Here is a 17,516-nt window from a genome sequence, read left to right on the forward strand (position 1 = left end):
GCGTGGCAGAAATTTCAGACTCTGCAAGTAATAAAAAAGCCTCCGAAGAGGCTTTTTTATCTATGGGCATTTACTTGGCGCCGCCGACCTGTTGCGTGTTGTACTCAAGCTTTTCATGGGTCTGGCCCATGGCTTCGGCAACTTCAGGTGGCATATAGTTTTCATCATGCTTGGCCAGCACTTCAGAAGCTTCCAATTTGCCAGATTCAACCAGTACACCCTGGGCAACAATACCTTGTCCTTCACGGAACAGATCCGGCAACAGGTCATCATAAGTCACTATGATTTCACCGCCGGCGGCATCATGCACGGCAAACTCAACATGCAGGCTATCAGGATCACGTACCATGGAGCCTACAGTAACCATGCCCCCCACGCGGATCCGTTGTCCTACTTCCGGCTTGATGCCAGTGTCCTTTTTACCATTGACTATTTCGGTGGGAGTATAGAAGAGGTTAAGGTTGGAGTTGAGGGCATATAACAGCAAGGAAGCCACGGCAGCAACACCTGCAATCAAGGCTACAGCCAATACCAGTCTCTTTTTGCGTCTTGGGTTCACGATCTGTTACTCCGGTTTTGAGCGAGGCGTTCCTCACGTTGCACTTTGGATGCTATTTCCTGCAGCACTCGACGCTTCTTCATCGAACTGACCAGGATAAGCAGGCTAAGGGACACGAAAGTGACACCGTAGGCCAACCATACATAGAAGGCATAGCCGCCCATGTTGAAAAACTCTGCTAAAGATTGAAACTGCATTATTTGACTCCTTCGGCCTTGGCCAGTTCCCTAACCCAAGGGCGCATTCCGTTACGGGCCAGAATTTCGGCACGGAAACGCACCAGAGTGATGGCACCTATCATCAAACCAAACCCAAATATGTTAATCAATAAAGGGTAGAGCATGTCGGTGGACATGGTCGACTTTTCAGTGATTCGGATAGTGGATGGCTGGTGCAGTGAGTTCCACCATTCAACCGAATACTTAATGATAGGGATATTAATCACCCCAACTATGGCCAGAATACCGGCGGCTCTGGCTGCCAGCACCTTGTCTTCGAATGAGGCATAAAGAGAGATAACTCCTAGATACAGGAATAACAGCACCAGCTCAGAGGTCAGGCGTGCATCCCAAACCCACCAAGTACCCCACATGGGTTTACCCCAAGTGGCACCAGTGAACAGAGCGATAAAGGTCACTACAGCACCAATTGGTGCGATAGAGGCGGCTGCCCAATCGGCCAGTTTGATCTGCCACACCAGGCCAATGAAGGCCGCGGTTGCCATACCCATGTAAGCGGCCATCGACATGGATGCTGCAGGTACGTGGATAAAGATAATACGATAGCTGTCACCCTGTTGGTAATCAGTGGGAGCAAATGCCAAGCCCCACACGGTTCCGGTTGCGATAAGTGCCAGGGCAAGAAGTGCAAACCAAGGCAGTAGTTTTCCTGACAGTTGATACGCCCTTTGAGGGTCGGCGTAGGGATGTAACCATTTCCACATTTCAGTTAGTACTCACTCGCAATGAGGCACCAATAGCAAAAGGTGCCAAGACTAAAGAACCGACCAGCATGGCGCCTAAAATCGCCAGCTGACCATCATAGGGTTGTTTGGATGCTGCAAAGTCGATCGCGCCGGTCGCAAAGATCAACACTGGTATATATAGTGGCAGGATCAACAAACTCAACAGCACACCGCCTTTGCGCAATCCCACTGTCAAGGCTACACCTATGGCGCCAAGCAGACTCAACACAGGTGTCCCCAGCATCAAGGTGGCTATCAGGGCGCCGTAACTGTTGTCGTCCAGATGCAGCAGCACAGCCAACAGCGGTGCAATTATAATTAAAGGTACGCCAGTCAGTAACCAGTGAGCAAACACTTTGGCCAGTACCAACAGCGCCAGTGGCTGTGGGCTAAGCAACATCTGCTCCAGACTTCCGTCACTGAAGTCTGCCTTGAACAGCCGCTCCAGTGACAACATGGCTGCCAGCAAGGCCGCAACCCAGATAATCCCGGGAGCAATCCGGGTCAACACCTGTGGCTCAGGACCTATACCCAGCGGAAACAGGGTAACCACTATGATAAAAAACAGCAGTGGGTTAAAAATATCACCACGATGACGCACGGCAATCTGTAGATCCCGTTTCAGCAGGGTGAAAAATGCCTTGGTAAAACTAATGCCTCTGTTCATCTCTGCTAAGCCTTATACGAAGCGATAATCCAAGCGGATTTTCCGTAACCTTTCATCTGTAATGATGCCCATATCCTGGTGGGTCGTCAGAATGACGCAGCCACCGGCTTCGGCATGGCGAATATAGAGTTGTTCCAATTCAGCGACCCCTTTCTTATCGATCGCGGTAAAGGGTTCATCCAGAATCCAGATTTTACAGGCGGTATGCCAGAGCCTGGCGAGTGCGGTTCGTCTGTGTTGGCCTGCAGACAGGTGACCTGCAAGCGCTTCTTCAAAACCGGTCAGGTTGACTTTGGCAAGGATTTCCCGAGCATCAAAGTCATCATACCCACTGATTCTTAAATTGAAGTTAAGGTTTTCCTCGGCGGTTAATTCGCTTTTCACGCCCGCGAGATGGCCCAGATAAAGCAGGTTTTCATTGAACTCATCGCGGCAACGAGTAATAGCTTCTCCCTGGAACAGGACTTCCCCCCCGTATGGACGTGACAGGCCGGCGAGGATCCTTAGCAGGCTGGTTTTACCGGCACCGTTAGGACCTTCAATCTGGACTATATCGCCAGGATGGATATCGAAGCTGAGTTCATCGAATAGTATTCGCTCTTCTCGAATACAAGTGAGGCTGCTTGCCGACAGCAGTGATGTAGGTTTTGGTTCTGCCACTGAGCCCTCTATAACAAGCGATAAGGAAACACAAGAGATACTAACACATGCTCTAGCTGGGGTTTACCACTGGTTTGCACTAAGTTTCAGCAATTTGATGTGCTTCCAATAAAAGTGAATTTTTTGGAACTTTTTTATCTGTTACTAATATATTAATGAATTCGCGACCTTTGTCCTTTTTTACGGAACAAGCTGCGATTTTAATCACAAAAAGGTGAGATTTATTGAAGTTTGTTGTACTCTTAGCGAGCTAAAATGAGTCTGCCTGCTTAACCAAGGGCAGCGTTGAGCTTTGTAAGTATTTGCATTAGGAACATTGAACATGAAAAAACTGTTAGCAATGACCGCAGTAGCTGCATTGACTATGTCTGCGAACGTGTCAGCCCAAGAAGGTGAGGCCGTTTACAATAAAGCCTGCCAAGTCTGCCATAGCATGGGTGTTGCCGGTGCACCTAAAGCACACGATGCTGCTGCTTGGGAGCCTCGCCTGGCCAAAGGTATCGACACCCTGCTTAACAGCGTTAAGTCTGGTTTGAACGCTATGCCTCCTGGTGGCATGTGTACAGATTGTACTGATGAAGATTACAAGAACGCTATTGGATTCATGTCCAAGTAATCAGGTATCATCATAAAAAAACCGGCATCAGCCTAATGCCGATCAGTTAAGACAGATCGCTTGACGATCTCACTGAAAGGATCAAAATCCGATGACCCCATGTCATCGGATTTTTTTATGCAACTTTCAGAAGCTTTGGCGCGTACTCATATCAATCGTCTTACCGAATTCACCTGTCTGGCCGATGTGCTTGAGCCTGAGTTAATTCAATCGTGCCTTGATTCACATGGTGTTGCCAGTTTAAGGCGACGTAAGTTACCTATGGATGCCATGATTTGGGCGGTGATTGGTATGGCTCTGTTCAGAGGCGAGTCCGTCCGTTCACTCATCAATAAGCTTGATATCGTCTTACCTCAAGAGGTGGATTACGTTGCTCGCAGTGCTGTCACGCAAGCGCGCAAACGGCTGGGCTCTGATGTTGTTCGGGATGTGTTTAAGCGAAGTGCCAAGACCTGGCATGAAAGAGCAGAGCATCCTCATTGGTGTGGGCTTAACCTCTATGGGGTCGATGGTGTCGTGTGGCGAACACCTGATAGCGAGCAAAACAATCAGGCCTTTGCCAAAACTGCCAACGCTTCTGGTGATGCAGCCTATCCGCAAATTCGCATGGTTTGCATGATGGAGCTAAGCAGCCACTTGGTATTGAACAGTGCCTTTGATTCTGTTGCTGTCAGTGAAATGAATTTAGCCGCCGAATTGATATCAAGCATCCCCAATAACAGCCTGACGCTGTTTGACAGAGGCTTTTATTCGTTGGGACTTTTGCACGCCTGGCAACAGGCTCAACCTAACAGTCACTGGCTGCTGCCGTTGAAGAAAGGGACACAATATGAAGTGGTACGCTCTTTAGGAAAACACGACCAACTGGTGCGGTTAACCACCACGCCTCAAGCCAGAAAGAAGTGGCCTATGCTGCCTGACAATATTGAAGCTCGCTTACTGACGAAGACGATAAAAGGTAAGTCGGTTTCCATTTTGACGTCATTAACGGACCCATTGCGTTATCCGGGGGCAGAGATAGCGGATTTATATGCCCATCGATGGGAGATAGAAGTGGGCTATCGGGAGATGAAGCAGCATCTTCTGGAGAGTCGCTTTACGTTACGCAGTCAATTGCCAGAGCTGGTTATCCAAGAATTGTGGGGAGTACTGTTGGCCTATAACCTCATCAGATACAAGATGGTGTTGATGGCTAAAAGCTTACCGTCGTTACATCCGAACCAATTAAGCTTTAGAGATGCATCGAGTTATATCATTTTTAAACTGACTCAGCTGTCATCTCAAACGCCTGGGAATGTCCCGAGAGATGTCTTGGACATAGTGCGTAATGCGAGGCAGTTCAAGCTTGATGGGAAACGGGATAGAGCCTATCCACGTGCGTTAAAAATGAGTAAAAACAAGTATCCCATTAAGCCTAAGAAAAATGCCGTTCACACTAAGTGAACGGCATTAGGCATCAGCCGGTTTTTTTATGTCTATTTGTCAAGGATAGGATTACTGAACTTCAGTATCCAGCACCAGTTCACCGCTGGCACCGACCTTGATGCTGGCCACTTTGCCTTGTAGATCGCCAGGCTGAGGCTTAACGCTGCCGTGCTTGGACAATACTGCAATCACTTCAACATCGGTAGCATCGCTGAGTTTAACGTTACCACCCATATTGGTGGAATCATCCAGAGTCACAGTCACAGGTAATGACTTTGCACTTACCTTGGTCGCCGCCAGTGGGACTTTGGGGCCTTCGGTTGCTCTGGCAAAGATGAACAGCATGTCTGTATTGCTGACTTTGGCTGCCAGTTCAGGGGCTATAGAGACATTCAGCGTCACTGTCTTTGCTGTTGCTGCCTTTAGACCTTTGTGAGCCTCATCATTCGGCATGGTGGCACCACCTTCTGCCTGCAGGCGCATCTTGGCACTGTCGATAGCATTGATCAGTGCGGCGCGATCCACGTCGGCTCTGTCACTGTCAAGAATGGTTTGCCAAGCGCCGATTGCCTTGTTGTAATCTGCAGTAAAGAAAGCATCCATACCAACCAGCAGTAGAGTAGAAGGGTCTTGAGGATCCAGTTTCAGTGCCTGATCAATCAGCGACTGAACCACAGGGATCATCTGTTGACCCGCCTTATAATAAAGGGCGGTGGCTTTGGGGCCAAGCAACTCGGCGTGAACCCCCACCAGTTCGATCACTTTATCGAAGGCTGCTACTGCCTGATCATATTGTCCGGCAGAGATGTAGGCGTGACCCAAACTGAACCAAGCTTGGCTGTTTTCCGGCTCCTGCTGCACAGCAGATTCCATCATTTGTACCCGTTGCATCATGATCTGTTCAGTGCTCATACCTGCATGGGGATTCTCAGGTTGAGGAGAATCGATATTCTGATAGGCGCCTAACTGTTGATAGGAGTAACCGGCCACGACCAGTAATACGGCAGACATCAGACTTGGCCACAGTAGTCCTTTAGGCTTGGCTTGTGCATCGAGCGAATCATCCGCTCCTTGCTTGATGTCCTGTAATAAGCTGACTTCCAGCTCTTTTTTCAGGGATTCAAATTCGTCTTGGTCCAGCAGTTCTTCCTGGCGTTCTTTTTCCAGAATAGCTAGACGCTCGTTAAACAGTTCCAGGTTGGTCTGTTTACGGACACCGGACTCTTCAGCCTTGAGTAGCTTCTGTTGCCGGAAATGAGGAAGCCAGATCAGCCCCAGGCTGACTAACACAACAATCGCAATAAAAATCCAAAAAGTGGTCATTATGTTTATTTCACGTTGGTTTGTGACAAAGCGGGGTTACCGCACGGCCTGATTGCAAGATTATACGGAAAGATGATTCATTGAACAGTAATATAAGTCCACCACCAAAGTTAATGGTCATAGTTGGGCACTGGTTCACAGTTCCAAATTTCAGCAAAAAATTCAATGAAACTTCTCTATTTAACGCCTGTCACAGCTTGGAGTCTTGCCGTCTTTCCATGGTCAATATTGCCCTCTCGGAGAATGAGAGCCGCGACCCATAATTGGTGGAAAGTGGCAGACAGGAACAAAAGCAAATACTAAAATGAACAAAAATTCGTAATATATACCTGTTAACCCTTGCGGCTTTTAAGCCGCAATTAAGTTAATAAAGTAATGGTGTGTGCCCGTAGTTGTGCGTCTGCCCAGAATAGAAGCTTGGCAGACATTGACCTGGAAACTGAGGAAAACCCATGATCCCAGAACTTGGACATTTCTCATTGATCATAGGGATGGCGTTCGCAGTACTGCTGATGACAGTCCCCCTGATTGGTGTTGCCCGCAAAGACCAATACCTAGTGCGCTATGCCTGGCCACTAAGTTACGGTATGTTTTTTTTCATCTTTTTATCGGTAATTGCGTTGGGTTACAGCTTCGCAACCGATGACTTCTCAGTCGCCTATGTAGCTCATCACTCCAACTCTCAATTGCCTATCTTCTTTAAGATTGCAGCAGTCTGGGGCGGGCATGAAGGCTCATTGTTGTTCTGGGTCTTCTCACTTTCGGTGTGGGCCGCAGCTGTAGCTTTCTTCAGCAAGGGGTTGGAAGAGGTGTTTACCGCTCGGGTATTGGCCGTGTTGGCGATGATCACCATAGGCTTTACCCTGTTTATGCTGCTCACTTCCAGCCCATTCGAACGTTTGTTCCCGATCCCGGCAGAAGGGCGTGACCTTAACCCGATGTTGCAGGATGTGGGTCTGATCTTCCACCCTCCCATGCTTTATCTGGGGTATGTGGGCTTCTCGGTCAGCTTCGCCTTCGCCATCGCCGCATTGATGAGCGGTCGACTCGATTCTGCTTGGGCTCGTTGGAGTCGTCCTTGGACTCTGGCTGCCTGGATCTTCCTCACTGGTGGTATTGCATTGGGCTCCTGGTGGGCATATTACGAGCTCGGTTGGGGCGGTTGGTGGTTCTGGGACCCGGTTGAAAACGCGTCCTTTATGCCATGGCTTGTTGGTACTGCTCTGGTTCACTCCTTGATAGTGACAGAGAAGCGCGGTGCCTTCCGTAACTGGACAGTGCTTCTGTCTATCTTTGCTTTCTCTTTGAGCTTGCTGGGTACATTTATTGTTCGTTCTGGTGTGCTGACCTCAGTGCACTCCTTTGCGGCAGATCCAAGCCGGGGTATGTTCATTCTGTTGCTACTCGGTTTGGCTATCGGTGGTTCGCTGACTCTGTTTGCTTTCCGTGCCAGTGAAATGAGCAGCCCTGCTCGCTTCGATTTGAAATCCAAAGAAACCATGCTGCTGGTTTGTAACGTATTGCTGACTGTGGCTGCCGGTACTGTATTGCTCGGTACTCTTTATCCACTGCTGATCGATGCCTTGGGTATGGGTAAGATTTCTGTTGGCCCACCATACTTTAATGCGGTGTTTGTTCCTATCGTGCTGGTACTGTTCGGCTTTATGGGGATAGGTCCTATCATTCGCTGGAAGAAATCCAAACAAGGTGAGCTCAAGCGTCAACTGCTATTGCCAGCGATCATTTCAGCTGTTCTGGGTGTGATAGCACCATTTATCGCCGGTGGTGAGTTCAACATCTGGGTGGCACTGGGTATAGGTGCGGCTGTCTGGATTGTGCTGGCGACTCTGCGTGCCGCTTACAACGTGATTAAAGCGAAAGATGGTAGTGTCAGCCTGGCGCGTATGGGCCGCAGTGAACTGGGGATGATCATTGCTCACCTGGGGATTGCAGTCTCAGTAGTTGGTGCCACCATGGTGTCCAACTACTCTATTGAGAAGAGCGTGCGCATGGGGCCTGGCACTAGTCATGAGCTGGCCGGTTACACCTTCAAGTATCTGGAAACCCGTAACGTTGTAGGCCCTAATTACACGGCACAGCAAGGACAGGTTGAAGTACTTAAAGATGGTGAAAAGATTGCGTTGTTGCAGCCGGATCGTCGTCAATACAATGTTCGCACTATGGATATGACTGAAGCCGGTATCGACTGGGGTCTGTTCCGGGATCTCTATGTCACTATGGGCGACCCTATTAGCCGTACTGAATTTGCAGTGCGACTGAACTACAAACCTTTTGTTCGTTGGTTGTGGTTTGGCAGCATCTTTATGATGGTTGGTGGTTTCTTTGCGGCTTCCGACAAGCGTTACCGTGCCAAGGCCCGCGCTGAAGAAGCGGCCGCAGCCAAGAAAGCCAAACTGGCAACAGCCTGAAACAGGTAAGAAGAAGATGAAGAAGCTAATACTTTTTATTCCACTGATATTGTTTCTTTTGATGGGGATCTTCCTTTACAAGGGACTGTTCTTGAATCCGCAGCAGTTGGATTCTGCGTTGGAAGGTAAGCCTGTGCCTGCCTTCCAGCTGGAGAAACTGGAAACGCCGGGAGAGATGATCACCAACGAAGATCTCAAAGGTAAGGTATCTATGCTGAACGTATGGGCGACTTGGTGCCCATCCTGTAAGTATGAACATCCCTACCTAATGCAGTTGGCTCGACAAAACTTGGTGCCCATCTATGGCATCAACTACCGTGACGAGCGGGCGCTGGCGGTAAGAGAACTCTCTCGCCAAGGCGACCCCTACACGTTGAATATCTATGACAAGGACGGTCGTCTTGGTCTGGATCTCGGGGTATATGGTGCGCCGGAGAGTTTCATCGTGGATCATAACGGCATCATTCGTTATCGCTATGCCGGGCCGGTAGATATGCGGGTTTGGAAAGAAACCTTGTATCCCATGATCCAACAGTTGCAGGCCGAGGCCGCTAAGGATAAAGCGTCATGAGAAAGTTGCTGCTGAAAACCTTTGCTGTTGTGGGACTCCTGATCGGCTATGCTGCTCAGGTGGCGGCAACGCCGGTGGACACCTTTGAGTTCAGCTCTCCTGATAAGCAGAAGCGAGCGTTGTCGCTGGCTCATGAGCTGCGTTGTCCTCAGTGTCAGAACCAAAACCTGATCGATTCCAACTCACCGGTTGCCCGCGATCTACGTCTTGAAGTGTACAAAATGGTGGAAGAGGGCAAGGCTGATGATGAAATCGTCCAGTTCATGACCAGTCGCTATGGCGAGTTTGTCCTCTATAAGCCGAGACTTGAAACCAAGACCTACGTCCTGTGGCTTGGTCCTGTGGCGCTGCTGTTGTTTGGTGGTTTGATTGGCTTTATTTTCATCCGTAAACAGCGTACTTCCGGTAGTAAAGCACTCGAACTGTCTGCCGAAGAACAACGCCAGTTGGATGAGCTATTGAAGCGAGACAAGTAATGAGCAAGCTCAGATATTCATTACTTTTGCTGGCGTCCCTGTCTCTGGGGGCGCAGGCTTATCCCGGTATGCAGCCAAAGGATCACAATCAGATCCAATCCAGTGTCGACAAGATCAATGTGCTCCCCCACAGCTTCCCCTTGGAAGTTGTTCCCTTCCAGGATAAGGCCGGTAGCCAATTGGATTTCAGTCAACACAGGGGAAAAGTGGTGTTGGTCAACATTTGGGCTACTTGGTGTCCTCCCTGTGTCAGGGAGTTGCCTGCTCTGGAACGGCTTGAAGGGCAGTTCAGTGATAAAGAGTTTGCCCTGCTACCGATTTCCATAGATCAGGGTGGCCAAGAGCAAGTTGACAGTTTTCTGCAATCCCTGGGGATGGCAAACTTCCGCAGTTATTACGATCCGCAGATGCAGTTGGGGCAGATATTCCCACTTGATACTATCCCGGCGACCTTTATTCTTAATGGTAAAGGGGAGCTGATTGCCTTTGTCCGTAGTTTCGTCGACTGGGAAGACCCAAAGGCGATAGCCTTACTCAAAGGCTTTATTGAACAGGAAAATGCACCCAAGTCGGCCGCAAACTGAGTAAATTAGGGCGTAAAATCGCCATAATTGCAGAAAAAGATCGTTTTTGCCTAAAAGTTCGGCAAGCGATCTTTTTTCTTTTAAAAAGCCCTTGCACAAAAGTTCAGGCTCCCTATAATGCGCTCCCACTGACACGGCACAGCGGCAACGCGAAAGACGTGACAGGGTCGAAGAAAAGAGGCTTTGAGTCCTTTCAACGGCAGGCGAAAAAAGATGGTAAATACCTCTTGACGCCGCAGCAGGAAAGCGTAGAATACGCAGCCCTGACCCAATGGCCACAGCGCCTAAGGGATTGCTCTTTAACAAGATAAACAAGCAAATCTGTGTGGACACTCACAGGCATTGAGAAATCGACAAAACGATTTAACTCGATGAAGAGTGTTCATACGAACAGAATTCATTGAGTCGAACCTTCGGGTTCAACCAAAACTTTAATTGAAGAGTTTGATCATGGCTCAGATTGAACGCTGGCGGCAGGCCTAACACATGCAAGTCGAGCGGTAACATTTCAAAAGCTTGCTTTTGAAGATGACGAGCGGCGGACGGGTGAGTAATGCCTGGGAATTTGCCCATTTGTGGGGGATAACAGTTGGAAACGACTGCTAATACCGCATACGCCCTACGGGGGAAAGCAGGGGAACTTAGGTCCTTGCGCTGATGGATAAGCCCAGGTGGGATTAGCTAGTAGGTGAGGTAATGGCTCACCTAGGCGACGATCCCTAGCTGGTCTGAGAGGATGATCAGCCACACTGGGACTGAGACACGGCCCAGACTCCTACGGGAGGCAGCAGTGGGGAATATTGCACAATGGGGGAAACCCTGATGCAGCCATGCCGCGTGTGTGAAGAAGGCCTTCGGGTTGTAAAGCACTTTCAGCGAGGAGGAAAGGTTAGTAGTTAATACCTGCTAGCTGTGACGTTACTCGCAGAAGAAGCACCGGCTAACTCCGTGCCAGCAGCCGCGGTAATACGGAGGGTGCGAGCGTTAATCGGAATTACTGGGCGTAAAGCGTGCGCAGGCGGTTTGTTAAGCGAGATGTGAAAGCCCCGGGCTCAACCTGGGAACCGCATTTCGAACTGGCAAACTAGAGTCTTGTAGAGGGGGGTAGAATTCCAGGTGTAGCGGTGAAATGCGTAGAGATCTGGAGGAATACCGGTGGCGAAGGCGGCCCCCTGGACAAAGACTGACGCTCAGGCACGAAAGCGTGGGGAGCAAACAGGATTAGATACCCTGGTAGTCCACGCCGTAAACGATGTCTACTCGGAGTTTGGTGTCTTGAACACTGGGCTCTCAAGCTAACGCATTAAGTAGACCGCCTGGGGAGTACGGCCGCAAGGTTAAAACTCAAATGAATTGACGGGGGCCCGCACAAGCGGTGGAGCATGTGGTTTAATTCGATGCAACGCGAAGAACCTTACCTACTCTTGACATCCTCAGAAGCCAGCGGAGACGCAGGTGTGCCTTCGGGAACTGAGAGACAGGTGCTGCATGGCTGTCGTCAGCTCGTGTTGTGAAATGTTGGGTTAAGTCCCGCAACGAGCGCAACCCCTATCCTTACTTGCCAGCGGGTAATGCCGGGAACTTTAGGGAGACTGCCGGTGATAAACCGGAGGAAGGTGGGGACGACGTCAAGTCATCATGGCCCTTACGAGTAGGGCTACACACGTGCTACAATGGTCGGTACAGAGGGTTGCGAAGCCGCGAGGTGGAGCTAATCTCATAAAGCCGGTCGTAGTCCGGATTGGAGTCTGCAACTCGACTCCATGAAGTCGGAATCGCTAGTAATCGTGGATCAGAATGCCACGGTGAATACGTTCCCGGGCCTTGTACACACCGCCCGTCACACCATGGGAGTGGGCTGCACCAGAAGTAGATAGCTTAACCTTCGGGAGGGCGTTTACCACGGTGTGGTTCATGACTGGGGTGAAGTCGTAACAAGGTAGCCCTAGGGGAACCTGGGGCTGGATCACCTCCTTACCTAAGCGATAATTGGTGCTTTTGAGTGTTCACACAGATTGCTTGTTCATAGAGCAGGCCGTTGACCCTGGTAGGTCAATGAGTTCTTTAACAATTTGGAAAGCTGATAGTAGACATCAAGACGACTCTTAGGAGTTGGAATTGATGAATACAAAATTGAGTTCTCAAACACTTCAATCAAGTGTTTTGGAAATTCTTCAAGGCGAGTCCACTTCCTTAACCCGGAGGTGAGACAAGTAAACCTAAGCTGGTTGCAATACAATCCGATGAAAACTCATCCGGGTTGTATGGTTAAGCGACCAAGCGTATACGGTGGATGCCTTGGCAGTCAGAGGCGATGAAGGACGTAGTAACTTGCGAAAAGCGTTGGTGAGCTAGTAACAAGCATTTGAGCCAGCGATGTCCGAATGGGGAAACCCGGCAGCATAAGCTGTCATCAATACGTGAATACATAGCGTATTGAGGCGAACGAGGGGAACTGAAACATCTAAGTACCCTCAGGAAAAGAAATCAACCGAGATTCCCCAAGTAGCGGCGAGCGAACGGGGATTAGCCCTTAAGTCTTTGGGGTGTTAGTGGAATGTGTTGGAAAGCACAGCGGCACAGGGTGATAGCCCCGTACACGTAAACTAACCAGAGATGAAATCGAGTAAGGCGGCACACGTGACATGTTGTCTGAATATGGGGGGACCATCCTCCAAGGCTAAATACTCCTGACTGACCGATAGTGAACCAGTACCGTGAGGGAAAGGCGAAAAGAACCCCTGTGAGGGGAGTGAAATAGAACCTGAAACCGTATACGTACAAGCAGTGGAAGCGGTCCTTGAGACCGTGACTGCGTACCTTTTGTATAATGGGTCAGCGACTTACATTTAGTAGCGAGGTTAAGCGAATAGCGGAGCCGTAGGGAAACCGAGTGTTAACTGCGCGTTTAGTTGCTAGGTGTAGACCCGAAACCCGGTGATCTAGCCATGGGCAGGTTGAAGGTTGAGTAACATCAACTGGAGGACCGAACCGACTAATGTTGAAAAATTAGCGGATGACTTGTGGCTGGGGGTGAAAGGCCAATCAAACCGGGAGATATCTGGTTCTCCTCGAAAGCTATTTAGGTAGCGCCTCGGACGAACACCTTTGGGGGTAGAGCACTGTTAAGGCTAGGGGGTCATCCCGACTTACCAACCCTTTGCAAACTCCGAATACCAAAGAGTGCTATCCGGGAGACAGACGGCGGGTGCTAACGTCCGTCGTCAAAAGGGAAACAACCCAGACCGTCAGCTAAGGTCCCAAAGTAATTGCTAAGTGGGAAACGATGTGGGAAGGCTTAGACAGCTAGGATGTTGGCTTAGAAGCAGCCATCATTTAAAGAAAGCGTAATAGCTCACTAGTCGAGTCGGCCTGCGCGGAAGATGTAACGGGGCTAAGCAATTCACCGAAGCTACGGGTACTGATGCTTGCATCGGTGCGGTAGAGGAGCGTTCTGTAAGCCGTTGAAGGCGAAGGGGTAACCCACGCTGGAGGTATCAGAAGTGCGAATGCTGACATGAGTAACGATAAAGGGGGTGAAAAACCCCCTCGCCGAAAGACCAAGGGTTCCTGTCCAACGTTAATCGGGGCAGGGTGAGTCGACCCCTAAGGCGAGGCTGAAAGGCGTAGTCGATGGGAAACGGGTTAATATTCCCGTACTTCTGCTAACTGCGATGGAGAGACGGAGAAGGCTAGGCCAGCGCGGCGTTGGTTGTCCGCGTTTAAGGTAGTAGGTGGTGTGCTTAGGCAAATCCGGGCACACATACACTGAGAGCTGACGACGAGTCCCCAAGGGGATGAAGTGGTTGATGCCATGCTTCCAGGAAAATCTTCTAAGCTTCAGGTTAGTAGAAATCGTACCCCAAACCGACACAGGTGGTCGGGTAGAGAATACCAAGGCGCTTGAGAGAACTCGGCTGAAGGAACTAGGCAAAATGGTACCGTAACTTCGGGAGAAGGTACGCTGCCGGCGGTGAAGACCTCGCGTCGTAAGCTGCTGGCAGTCGCAGATACCAGGTGGCTGCAACTGTTTATCAAAAACACAGCACTGTGCAAAATCGCAAGATGACGTATACGGTGTGACGCCTGCCCGGTGCCGGAAGGTTAATTGATTGGGTTATCTTCGGAGAAGCTCATGATCGAAGCCCCGGTAAACGGCGGCCGTAACTATAACGGTCCTAAGGTAGCGAAATTCCTTGTCGGGTAAGTTCCGACCTGCACGAATGGCGTAATGATGGCCACGCTGTCTCCAGCCGAGACTCAGTGAAGTTGAAATTGCGGTGAAGATGCCGTATACCCGCGGCTAGACGGAAAGACCCCGTGAACCTTTACTATAGCTTGGCACTGAACATTGACCCTACATGTGTAGGATAGGTGGGAGACTATGAAGATGAGACGCCAGTCTTGTTGGAGTCAACCTTGAAATACCACCCTTGTAGTGTTGATGTTCTAACCTTGGTCCCTTATCGGGATTAGGGACAGTGCCTGGTGGGTAGTTTGACTGGGGCGGTCTCCTCCCAAAGAGTAACGGAGGAGCACGAAGGTTGGCTAAGTACGGTCGGACATCGTACGGTTAGTGCAATGGCATAAGCCAGCTTAACTGCGAGACAGACACGTCGAGCAGATGCGAAAGCAGGTCATAGTGATCCGGTGGTTCTGAATGGAAGGGCCATCGCTCAACGGATAAAAGGTACTCCGGGGATAACAGGCTGATACCGCCCAAGAGTTCATATCGACGGCGGTGTTTGGCACCTCGATGTCGGCTCATCACATCCTGGGGCTGAAGTCGGTCCCAAGGGTATGGCTGTTCGCCATTTAAAGTGGTACGCGAGCTGGGTTCAGAACGTCGTGAGACAGTTCGGTCCCTATCTGCCGTGGGCGTTGGATGATTGAGGGGAGCTGCTCCTAGTACGAGAGGACCGGAGTGGACGAACCGCTGGTGTTCGGGTTGTCATGCCAATGGCATTGCCCGGTAGCTACGTTCGGAATCGATAACCGCTGAAAGCATCTAAGCGGGAAGCGAGCCCCAAGATGAGTCATCCCTAGGTCCTAGAGACCTCTGAAGAGCCGTTCGAGACCAGGACGTTGATAGGCAGGGTGTGTAAGCGTTGCGAGGCGTTGAGCTAACCTGTACTAATGACTCGAGAGGCTTAACCATACAACCCAGATGGGTTTTACGGACTTGAAGAAGTTAGATACTTGATTGAAGTTTGAACTCAAGCTCTGAAAAGAGCACAGCTTTCTGAATTGAAGAACAAAGGTTAATGACGCAGGTAATAGTTTGGCTGACAAAGCTGGAAACAATACCGTCAGACGGACAATTAACCAGTAAGAATATGTCTGGTGACAATAGCATTGTGGTCCCACCTGATCCCATCCCGAACTCAGAAGTGAAACGCAATCGCGCCGATGGTAGTGTGGGGTCTCCCCATGTGAGAGTAGGTCATCGCCAGACGCCCAATTTTAGTAATGCGCCAAGGCGTGATACTAAAGGAGCGGTAGTTCAGTTGGTTAGAATACCGGCCTGTCACGCCGGGGGTCGCGGGTTCGAGTCCCGTCCGCTCCGCCAACTTAAAGAAAAAGCCTCATCGAAAGATGAGGCTTTTTTCGTTTTCTGCCCTAGACTATCTATTTATATCAATCCGCATTGAAGTCTGATCTAATGGTAGGCAACTCAACATTTATGGTTGGCCCATGAAATCTGAAACTGCCGAAAGCTTGCTTTGCCTCTCTAAAAAAGAAAAAATCCCCAAAAGCGTATGCGGTTACTCGCCGTGTCCATATTTTTGCAATCCCGTAATCGTACTCAAATAGCGAACCAGTTAAAGGTGGCAAGATCCAGCGTCAACTCATGGGTCTCAAACTATCTTGAACAAGGGCTCGTAGGGCTTGAAGATAAGCAGCGACCCGGCAAAAGACCATCATTGTCCAATGACTAAAAGCGGAGGCTCGCCAGATATATTGAGTTCAAAGCACAATCGAATGAGGGAGGCAGGCTAACCGGGGCAGATATCCAGCAATACATATCGAGTGAGTTTGGTGTCGAGTACCACCTCAATCATATCTATAAGCTACTCAAGGGCATGGGGTTCAGCTGGATAACCAGCCGCTCCAGGCATCCCAAACAGACCCAAGGCGTGCAGAACGCTTTTAAAAAAGTTTACTCTGGAAACGCTCCTTCACACACCTATCCATATACGACCACACCAGATTGATATTTGGTTTCAGGACGAAGCCAGATTTGGTCAGCAAAATACAACAACACGACTCTGGGCACCGAAAGGCAGTAGACCCAGAGCGCTAAAACAGCAGCAGTTTGAATACGCGCACCTCTTCGGCGCAGTCAGTCCCGCAACAGGAGAAACTGAAGCCATCATCACGCCGTTTGTTAATAAGGACATCATGCGCCAGCACCTGGAACTGAGCGCCAACCGAACTAAACCAGGACGACATGCTGTGGTGGTAATGGATGGTGCAGGGTGGCATACCAATGACATTGCAGTTGATATCCCCAACTTGTCGATACTCAAATTGCCGCCCTATTCCCCGGAGCTAAACCCCATCGAACAGGTGTGGAGTTGGCTACGCCAACGTCATCTCGCTAATCGCTGTTTCAAAGGATATGAGGAAATTGTGGATGCTTGCAGTCAGGCTTGGAACGACTTCGTCAGCAGTACAAAGCGAGTGATAAAGATGTGCACCAGAGACTGGGCGAAAGTGACTGAACTTTAATGCGGATTGGTATGAGTCGCACTAGTGTTAATGCTTGGGTCACAAATTACAGTGAGGCTGTTTGCTTGTCACTTGGATCAAGGTCCAATGTATCGGACAGCCAACGTATTGGTCGGCTGCATGGTAATCCTGGATAAAAGAGGGATATCAGTCGGAAAGTTGTGCGAAGTATTTAGAATGTCGCGTTCTTCAGTCGCCGGGTTCAACTCCTTGTCGGCTTTATCTCTGCCTGCGCCTTCGTCAAATCATGCTGTTTCTTCTTATCAAAACCATACTTCTTTACCCTAGGCATGCAGGCTATGGTTGGTGATATCTAAGCAATGTGCAACATCTGCGATGGAATGGCTACGATCAACAAACTTTTGACCGTTCCAACTTTGCACTCTTCAGGTAACGTTTACCACTCAATGACCACCTATCTTTTCAGTTATTTTATCTAAGGAAGGTGCGAATAAGCCTTCATAACGTTCTCTAGTGTAGTAAAGCCGATTACTGTGTAAGCTCCGAAAA

Annotated in this window: 12 protein-coding genes, 1 tRNA gene, 3 rRNA genes and 1 pseudogene; 11 read left to right on the forward strand and 6 right to left on the reverse strand. The window is 49.7% G+C overall.

Annotated elements, in window-relative coordinates; translation table 11 throughout:
* Nucleotides 1-70 precede the first annotated feature (70 nt).
* Genes ccmE through ccmA form a run of 5 tightly spaced genes read right to left on the reverse strand, consistent with a single transcriptional unit; the run spans nucleotide 71 to nucleotide 2,850 of the window.
* A complete protein-coding gene (gene ccmE, locus WKR14_RS01125) occupies nucleotides 71-559 on the reverse strand; it encodes a cytochrome c maturation protein CcmE (protein ID WP_101057436.1) in 489 nt (162 codons plus the stop codon).
* Nucleotides 556-756: a heme exporter protein CcmD gene (ccmD, locus tag WKR14_RS01130; protein WP_025011982.1), complete on the reverse strand. Its 201-nt coding sequence runs from the start codon at nucleotides 754-756 to the stop codon at nucleotides 556-558. The genes ccmE and ccmD overlap by 4 nt, the downstream gene beginning before the upstream one ends.
* Nucleotides 756-1,502, reverse strand: coding sequence for a heme ABC transporter permease (locus tag WKR14_RS01135; protein WP_025011983.1), 747 nt, complete (start codon nucleotides 1,500-1,502; stop codon nucleotides 756-758). Before WKR14_RS01135 ends, ccmD begins: the two co-directional genes overlap by 1 nt.
* A 1-nt stretch (nucleotide 1,503) precedes the next feature.
* Nucleotides 1,504-2,190, reverse strand: coding sequence for a heme exporter protein CcmB (gene ccmB, locus WKR14_RS01140; protein WP_025011984.1), 687 nt, complete (start codon nucleotides 2,188-2,190; stop codon nucleotides 1,504-1,506).
* Nucleotides 2,191-2,202: 12 nt separating this feature from the next.
* Nucleotides 2,203-2,850, reverse strand: coding sequence for a cytochrome c biogenesis heme-transporting ATPase CcmA (gene ccmA, locus WKR14_RS01145; protein WP_101057438.1), 648 nt, complete (start codon nucleotides 2,848-2,850; stop codon nucleotides 2,203-2,205).
* Nucleotides 2,851-3,172: 322 nt separating this feature from the next.
* Here ccmA and WKR14_RS01150 point away from each other — a divergent pair, with 322 nt between their 5' ends.
* Together WKR14_RS01150 and WKR14_RS01155 are read left to right on the forward strand one after the other, a co-directional pair.
* Nucleotides 3,173-3,466 (forward strand): c-type cytochrome, encoded by a 294-nt coding sequence (locus tag WKR14_RS01150; protein WP_039036052.1) that lies wholly within the window; start codon nucleotides 3,173-3,175, stop codon nucleotides 3,464-3,466.
* Nucleotides 3,467-3,583: 117 nt separating this feature from the next.
* Nucleotides 3,584-4,909, forward strand: a complete 1,326-nt coding sequence (locus tag WKR14_RS01155; RefSeq protein WP_117200635.1) for an IS4 family transposase — start codon at nucleotides 3,584-3,586, stop codon at nucleotides 4,907-4,909.
* 51 nt (nucleotides 4,910-4,960) lie between these two features.
* Here the strand turns inward: WKR14_RS01155 and ccmI are convergent, their stop codons facing one another.
* Nucleotides 4,961-6,214 carry a c-type cytochrome biogenesis protein CcmI gene (gene ccmI, locus WKR14_RS01160; protein WP_101057769.1) on the reverse strand — a complete coding sequence of 418 codons (1,254 nt, stop codon included), beginning with the start codon at nucleotides 6,212-6,214 and terminating at the stop codon, nucleotides 4,961-4,963.
* Between the two features lie 452 nt (nucleotides 6,215-6,666).
* Between ccmI and WKR14_RS01165 the strand changes: the two genes are divergently transcribed.
* The 9 genes and pseudogenes from WKR14_RS01165 (at nucleotide 6,667) to WKR14_RS01205 (ending at nucleotide 17,006) form a co-directional block, all read left to right on the forward strand.
* Entirely contained in the window at nucleotides 6,667-8,643 is a 1,977-nt protein-coding gene (locus tag WKR14_RS01165; protein ID WP_226565758.1) for a heme lyase CcmF/NrfE family subunit, read from the forward strand.
* A 16-nt stretch (nucleotides 8,644-8,659) separates the two neighbouring features.
* On the forward strand, nucleotides 8,660-9,214 hold the full coding sequence (locus WKR14_RS01170) for a DsbE family thiol:disulfide interchange protein (protein WP_101057767.1): 555 nt from the start codon (nucleotides 8,660-8,662) through the stop codon (nucleotides 9,212-9,214).
* Nucleotides 9,211-9,690 (forward strand): heme lyase NrfEFG subunit NrfF, encoded by a 480-nt coding sequence (gene nrfF / locus WKR14_RS01175; RefSeq protein WP_335923702.1) that lies wholly within the window; start codon nucleotides 9,211-9,213, stop codon nucleotides 9,688-9,690. Before WKR14_RS01170 ends, nrfF begins: the two co-directional genes overlap by 4 nt.
* Nucleotides 9,690-10,274: a TlpA disulfide reductase family protein gene (locus WKR14_RS01180; protein ID WP_287591665.1), complete on the forward strand. Its 585-nt coding sequence runs from the start codon at nucleotides 9,690-9,692 to the stop codon at nucleotides 10,272-10,274. Before nrfF ends, WKR14_RS01180 begins: the two co-directional genes overlap by 1 nt.
* A 432-nt stretch (nucleotides 10,275-10,706) precedes the next feature.
* Nucleotides 10,707-12,251: ribosomal RNA gene (locus WKR14_RS01185) — 16S ribosomal RNA — on the forward strand.
* 289 nt (nucleotides 12,252-12,540) lie between these two features.
* Nucleotides 12,541-15,432: ribosomal RNA gene (locus WKR14_RS01190) — 23S ribosomal RNA — on the forward strand.
* A 181-nt stretch (nucleotides 15,433-15,613) separates the two neighbouring features.
* Nucleotides 15,614-15,729: ribosomal RNA gene (gene rrf, locus WKR14_RS01195) — 5S ribosomal RNA — on the forward strand.
* Together the 16S, 23S and 5S rRNA genes with 1 tRNA gene alongside form the textbook arrangement of a ribosomal RNA operon.
* A gap of 37 nt (nucleotides 15,730-15,766) precedes the next feature.
* Nucleotides 15,767-15,843 (forward strand) — tRNA-Asp (locus WKR14_RS01200).
* 190 nt (nucleotides 15,844-16,033) lie between these two features.
* Nucleotides 16,034-17,006 (forward strand): annotated as a pseudogene (locus WKR14_RS01205) (IS630 family transposase).
* The last annotated feature ends 510 nt before the right edge of the window (nucleotides 17,007-17,516 follow it).

Origin of the sequence: Shewanella chilikensis (genome assembly GCF_037953065.1) — a bacterium.
Taxonomy (GTDB): domain Bacteria; phylum Pseudomonadota; class Gammaproteobacteria; order Enterobacterales; family Shewanellaceae; genus Shewanella; species Shewanella chilikensis.

Excerpts from the sequence above, each read along its gene's own strand:
- ccmD (WP_025011982.1), bottom strand. The coding sequence starts at position 756 with ATGCAGTTTCAATCTTTAGCAGAGTTTTTCAACATGGGCGGCTATGCC.
- WKR14_RS01135 (WP_025011983.1), bottom strand. The coding sequence starts at position 1,502 with ATGTGGAAATGGTTACATCCCTACGCCGACCCTCAAAGGGCGTATCAA.
- ccmB (WP_025011984.1), bottom strand. The coding sequence starts at position 2,190 with ATGAACAGAGGCATTAGTTTTACCAAGGCATTTTTCACCCTGCTGAAA.
- WKR14_RS01150 (WP_039036052.1), top strand. The coding sequence starts at position 3,173 with ATGAAAAAACTGTTAGCAATGACCGCAGTAGCTGCATTGACTATGTCT.
- WKR14_RS01155 (WP_117200635.1), top strand. The coding sequence starts at position 3,584 with ATGCAACTTTCAGAAGCTTTGGCGCGTACTCATATCAATCGTCTTACC.
- ccmI (WP_101057769.1), bottom strand. The coding sequence starts at position 6,214 with ATGACCACTTTTTGGATTTTTATTGCGATTGTTGTGTTAGTCAGCCTG.
- WKR14_RS01165 (WP_226565758.1), top strand. The coding sequence starts at position 6,667 with ATGATCCCAGAACTTGGACATTTCTCATTGATCATAGGGATGGCGTTC.
- WKR14_RS01170 (WP_101057767.1), top strand. The coding sequence starts at position 8,660 with ATGAAGAAGCTAATACTTTTTATTCCACTGATATTGTTTCTTTTGATG.
- nrfF (WP_335923702.1), top strand. The coding sequence starts at position 9,211 with ATGAGAAAGTTGCTGCTGAAAACCTTTGCTGTTGTGGGACTCCTGATC.
- WKR14_RS01180 (WP_287591665.1), top strand. The coding sequence starts at position 9,690 with ATGAGCAAGCTCAGATATTCATTACTTTTGCTGGCGTCCCTGTCTCTG.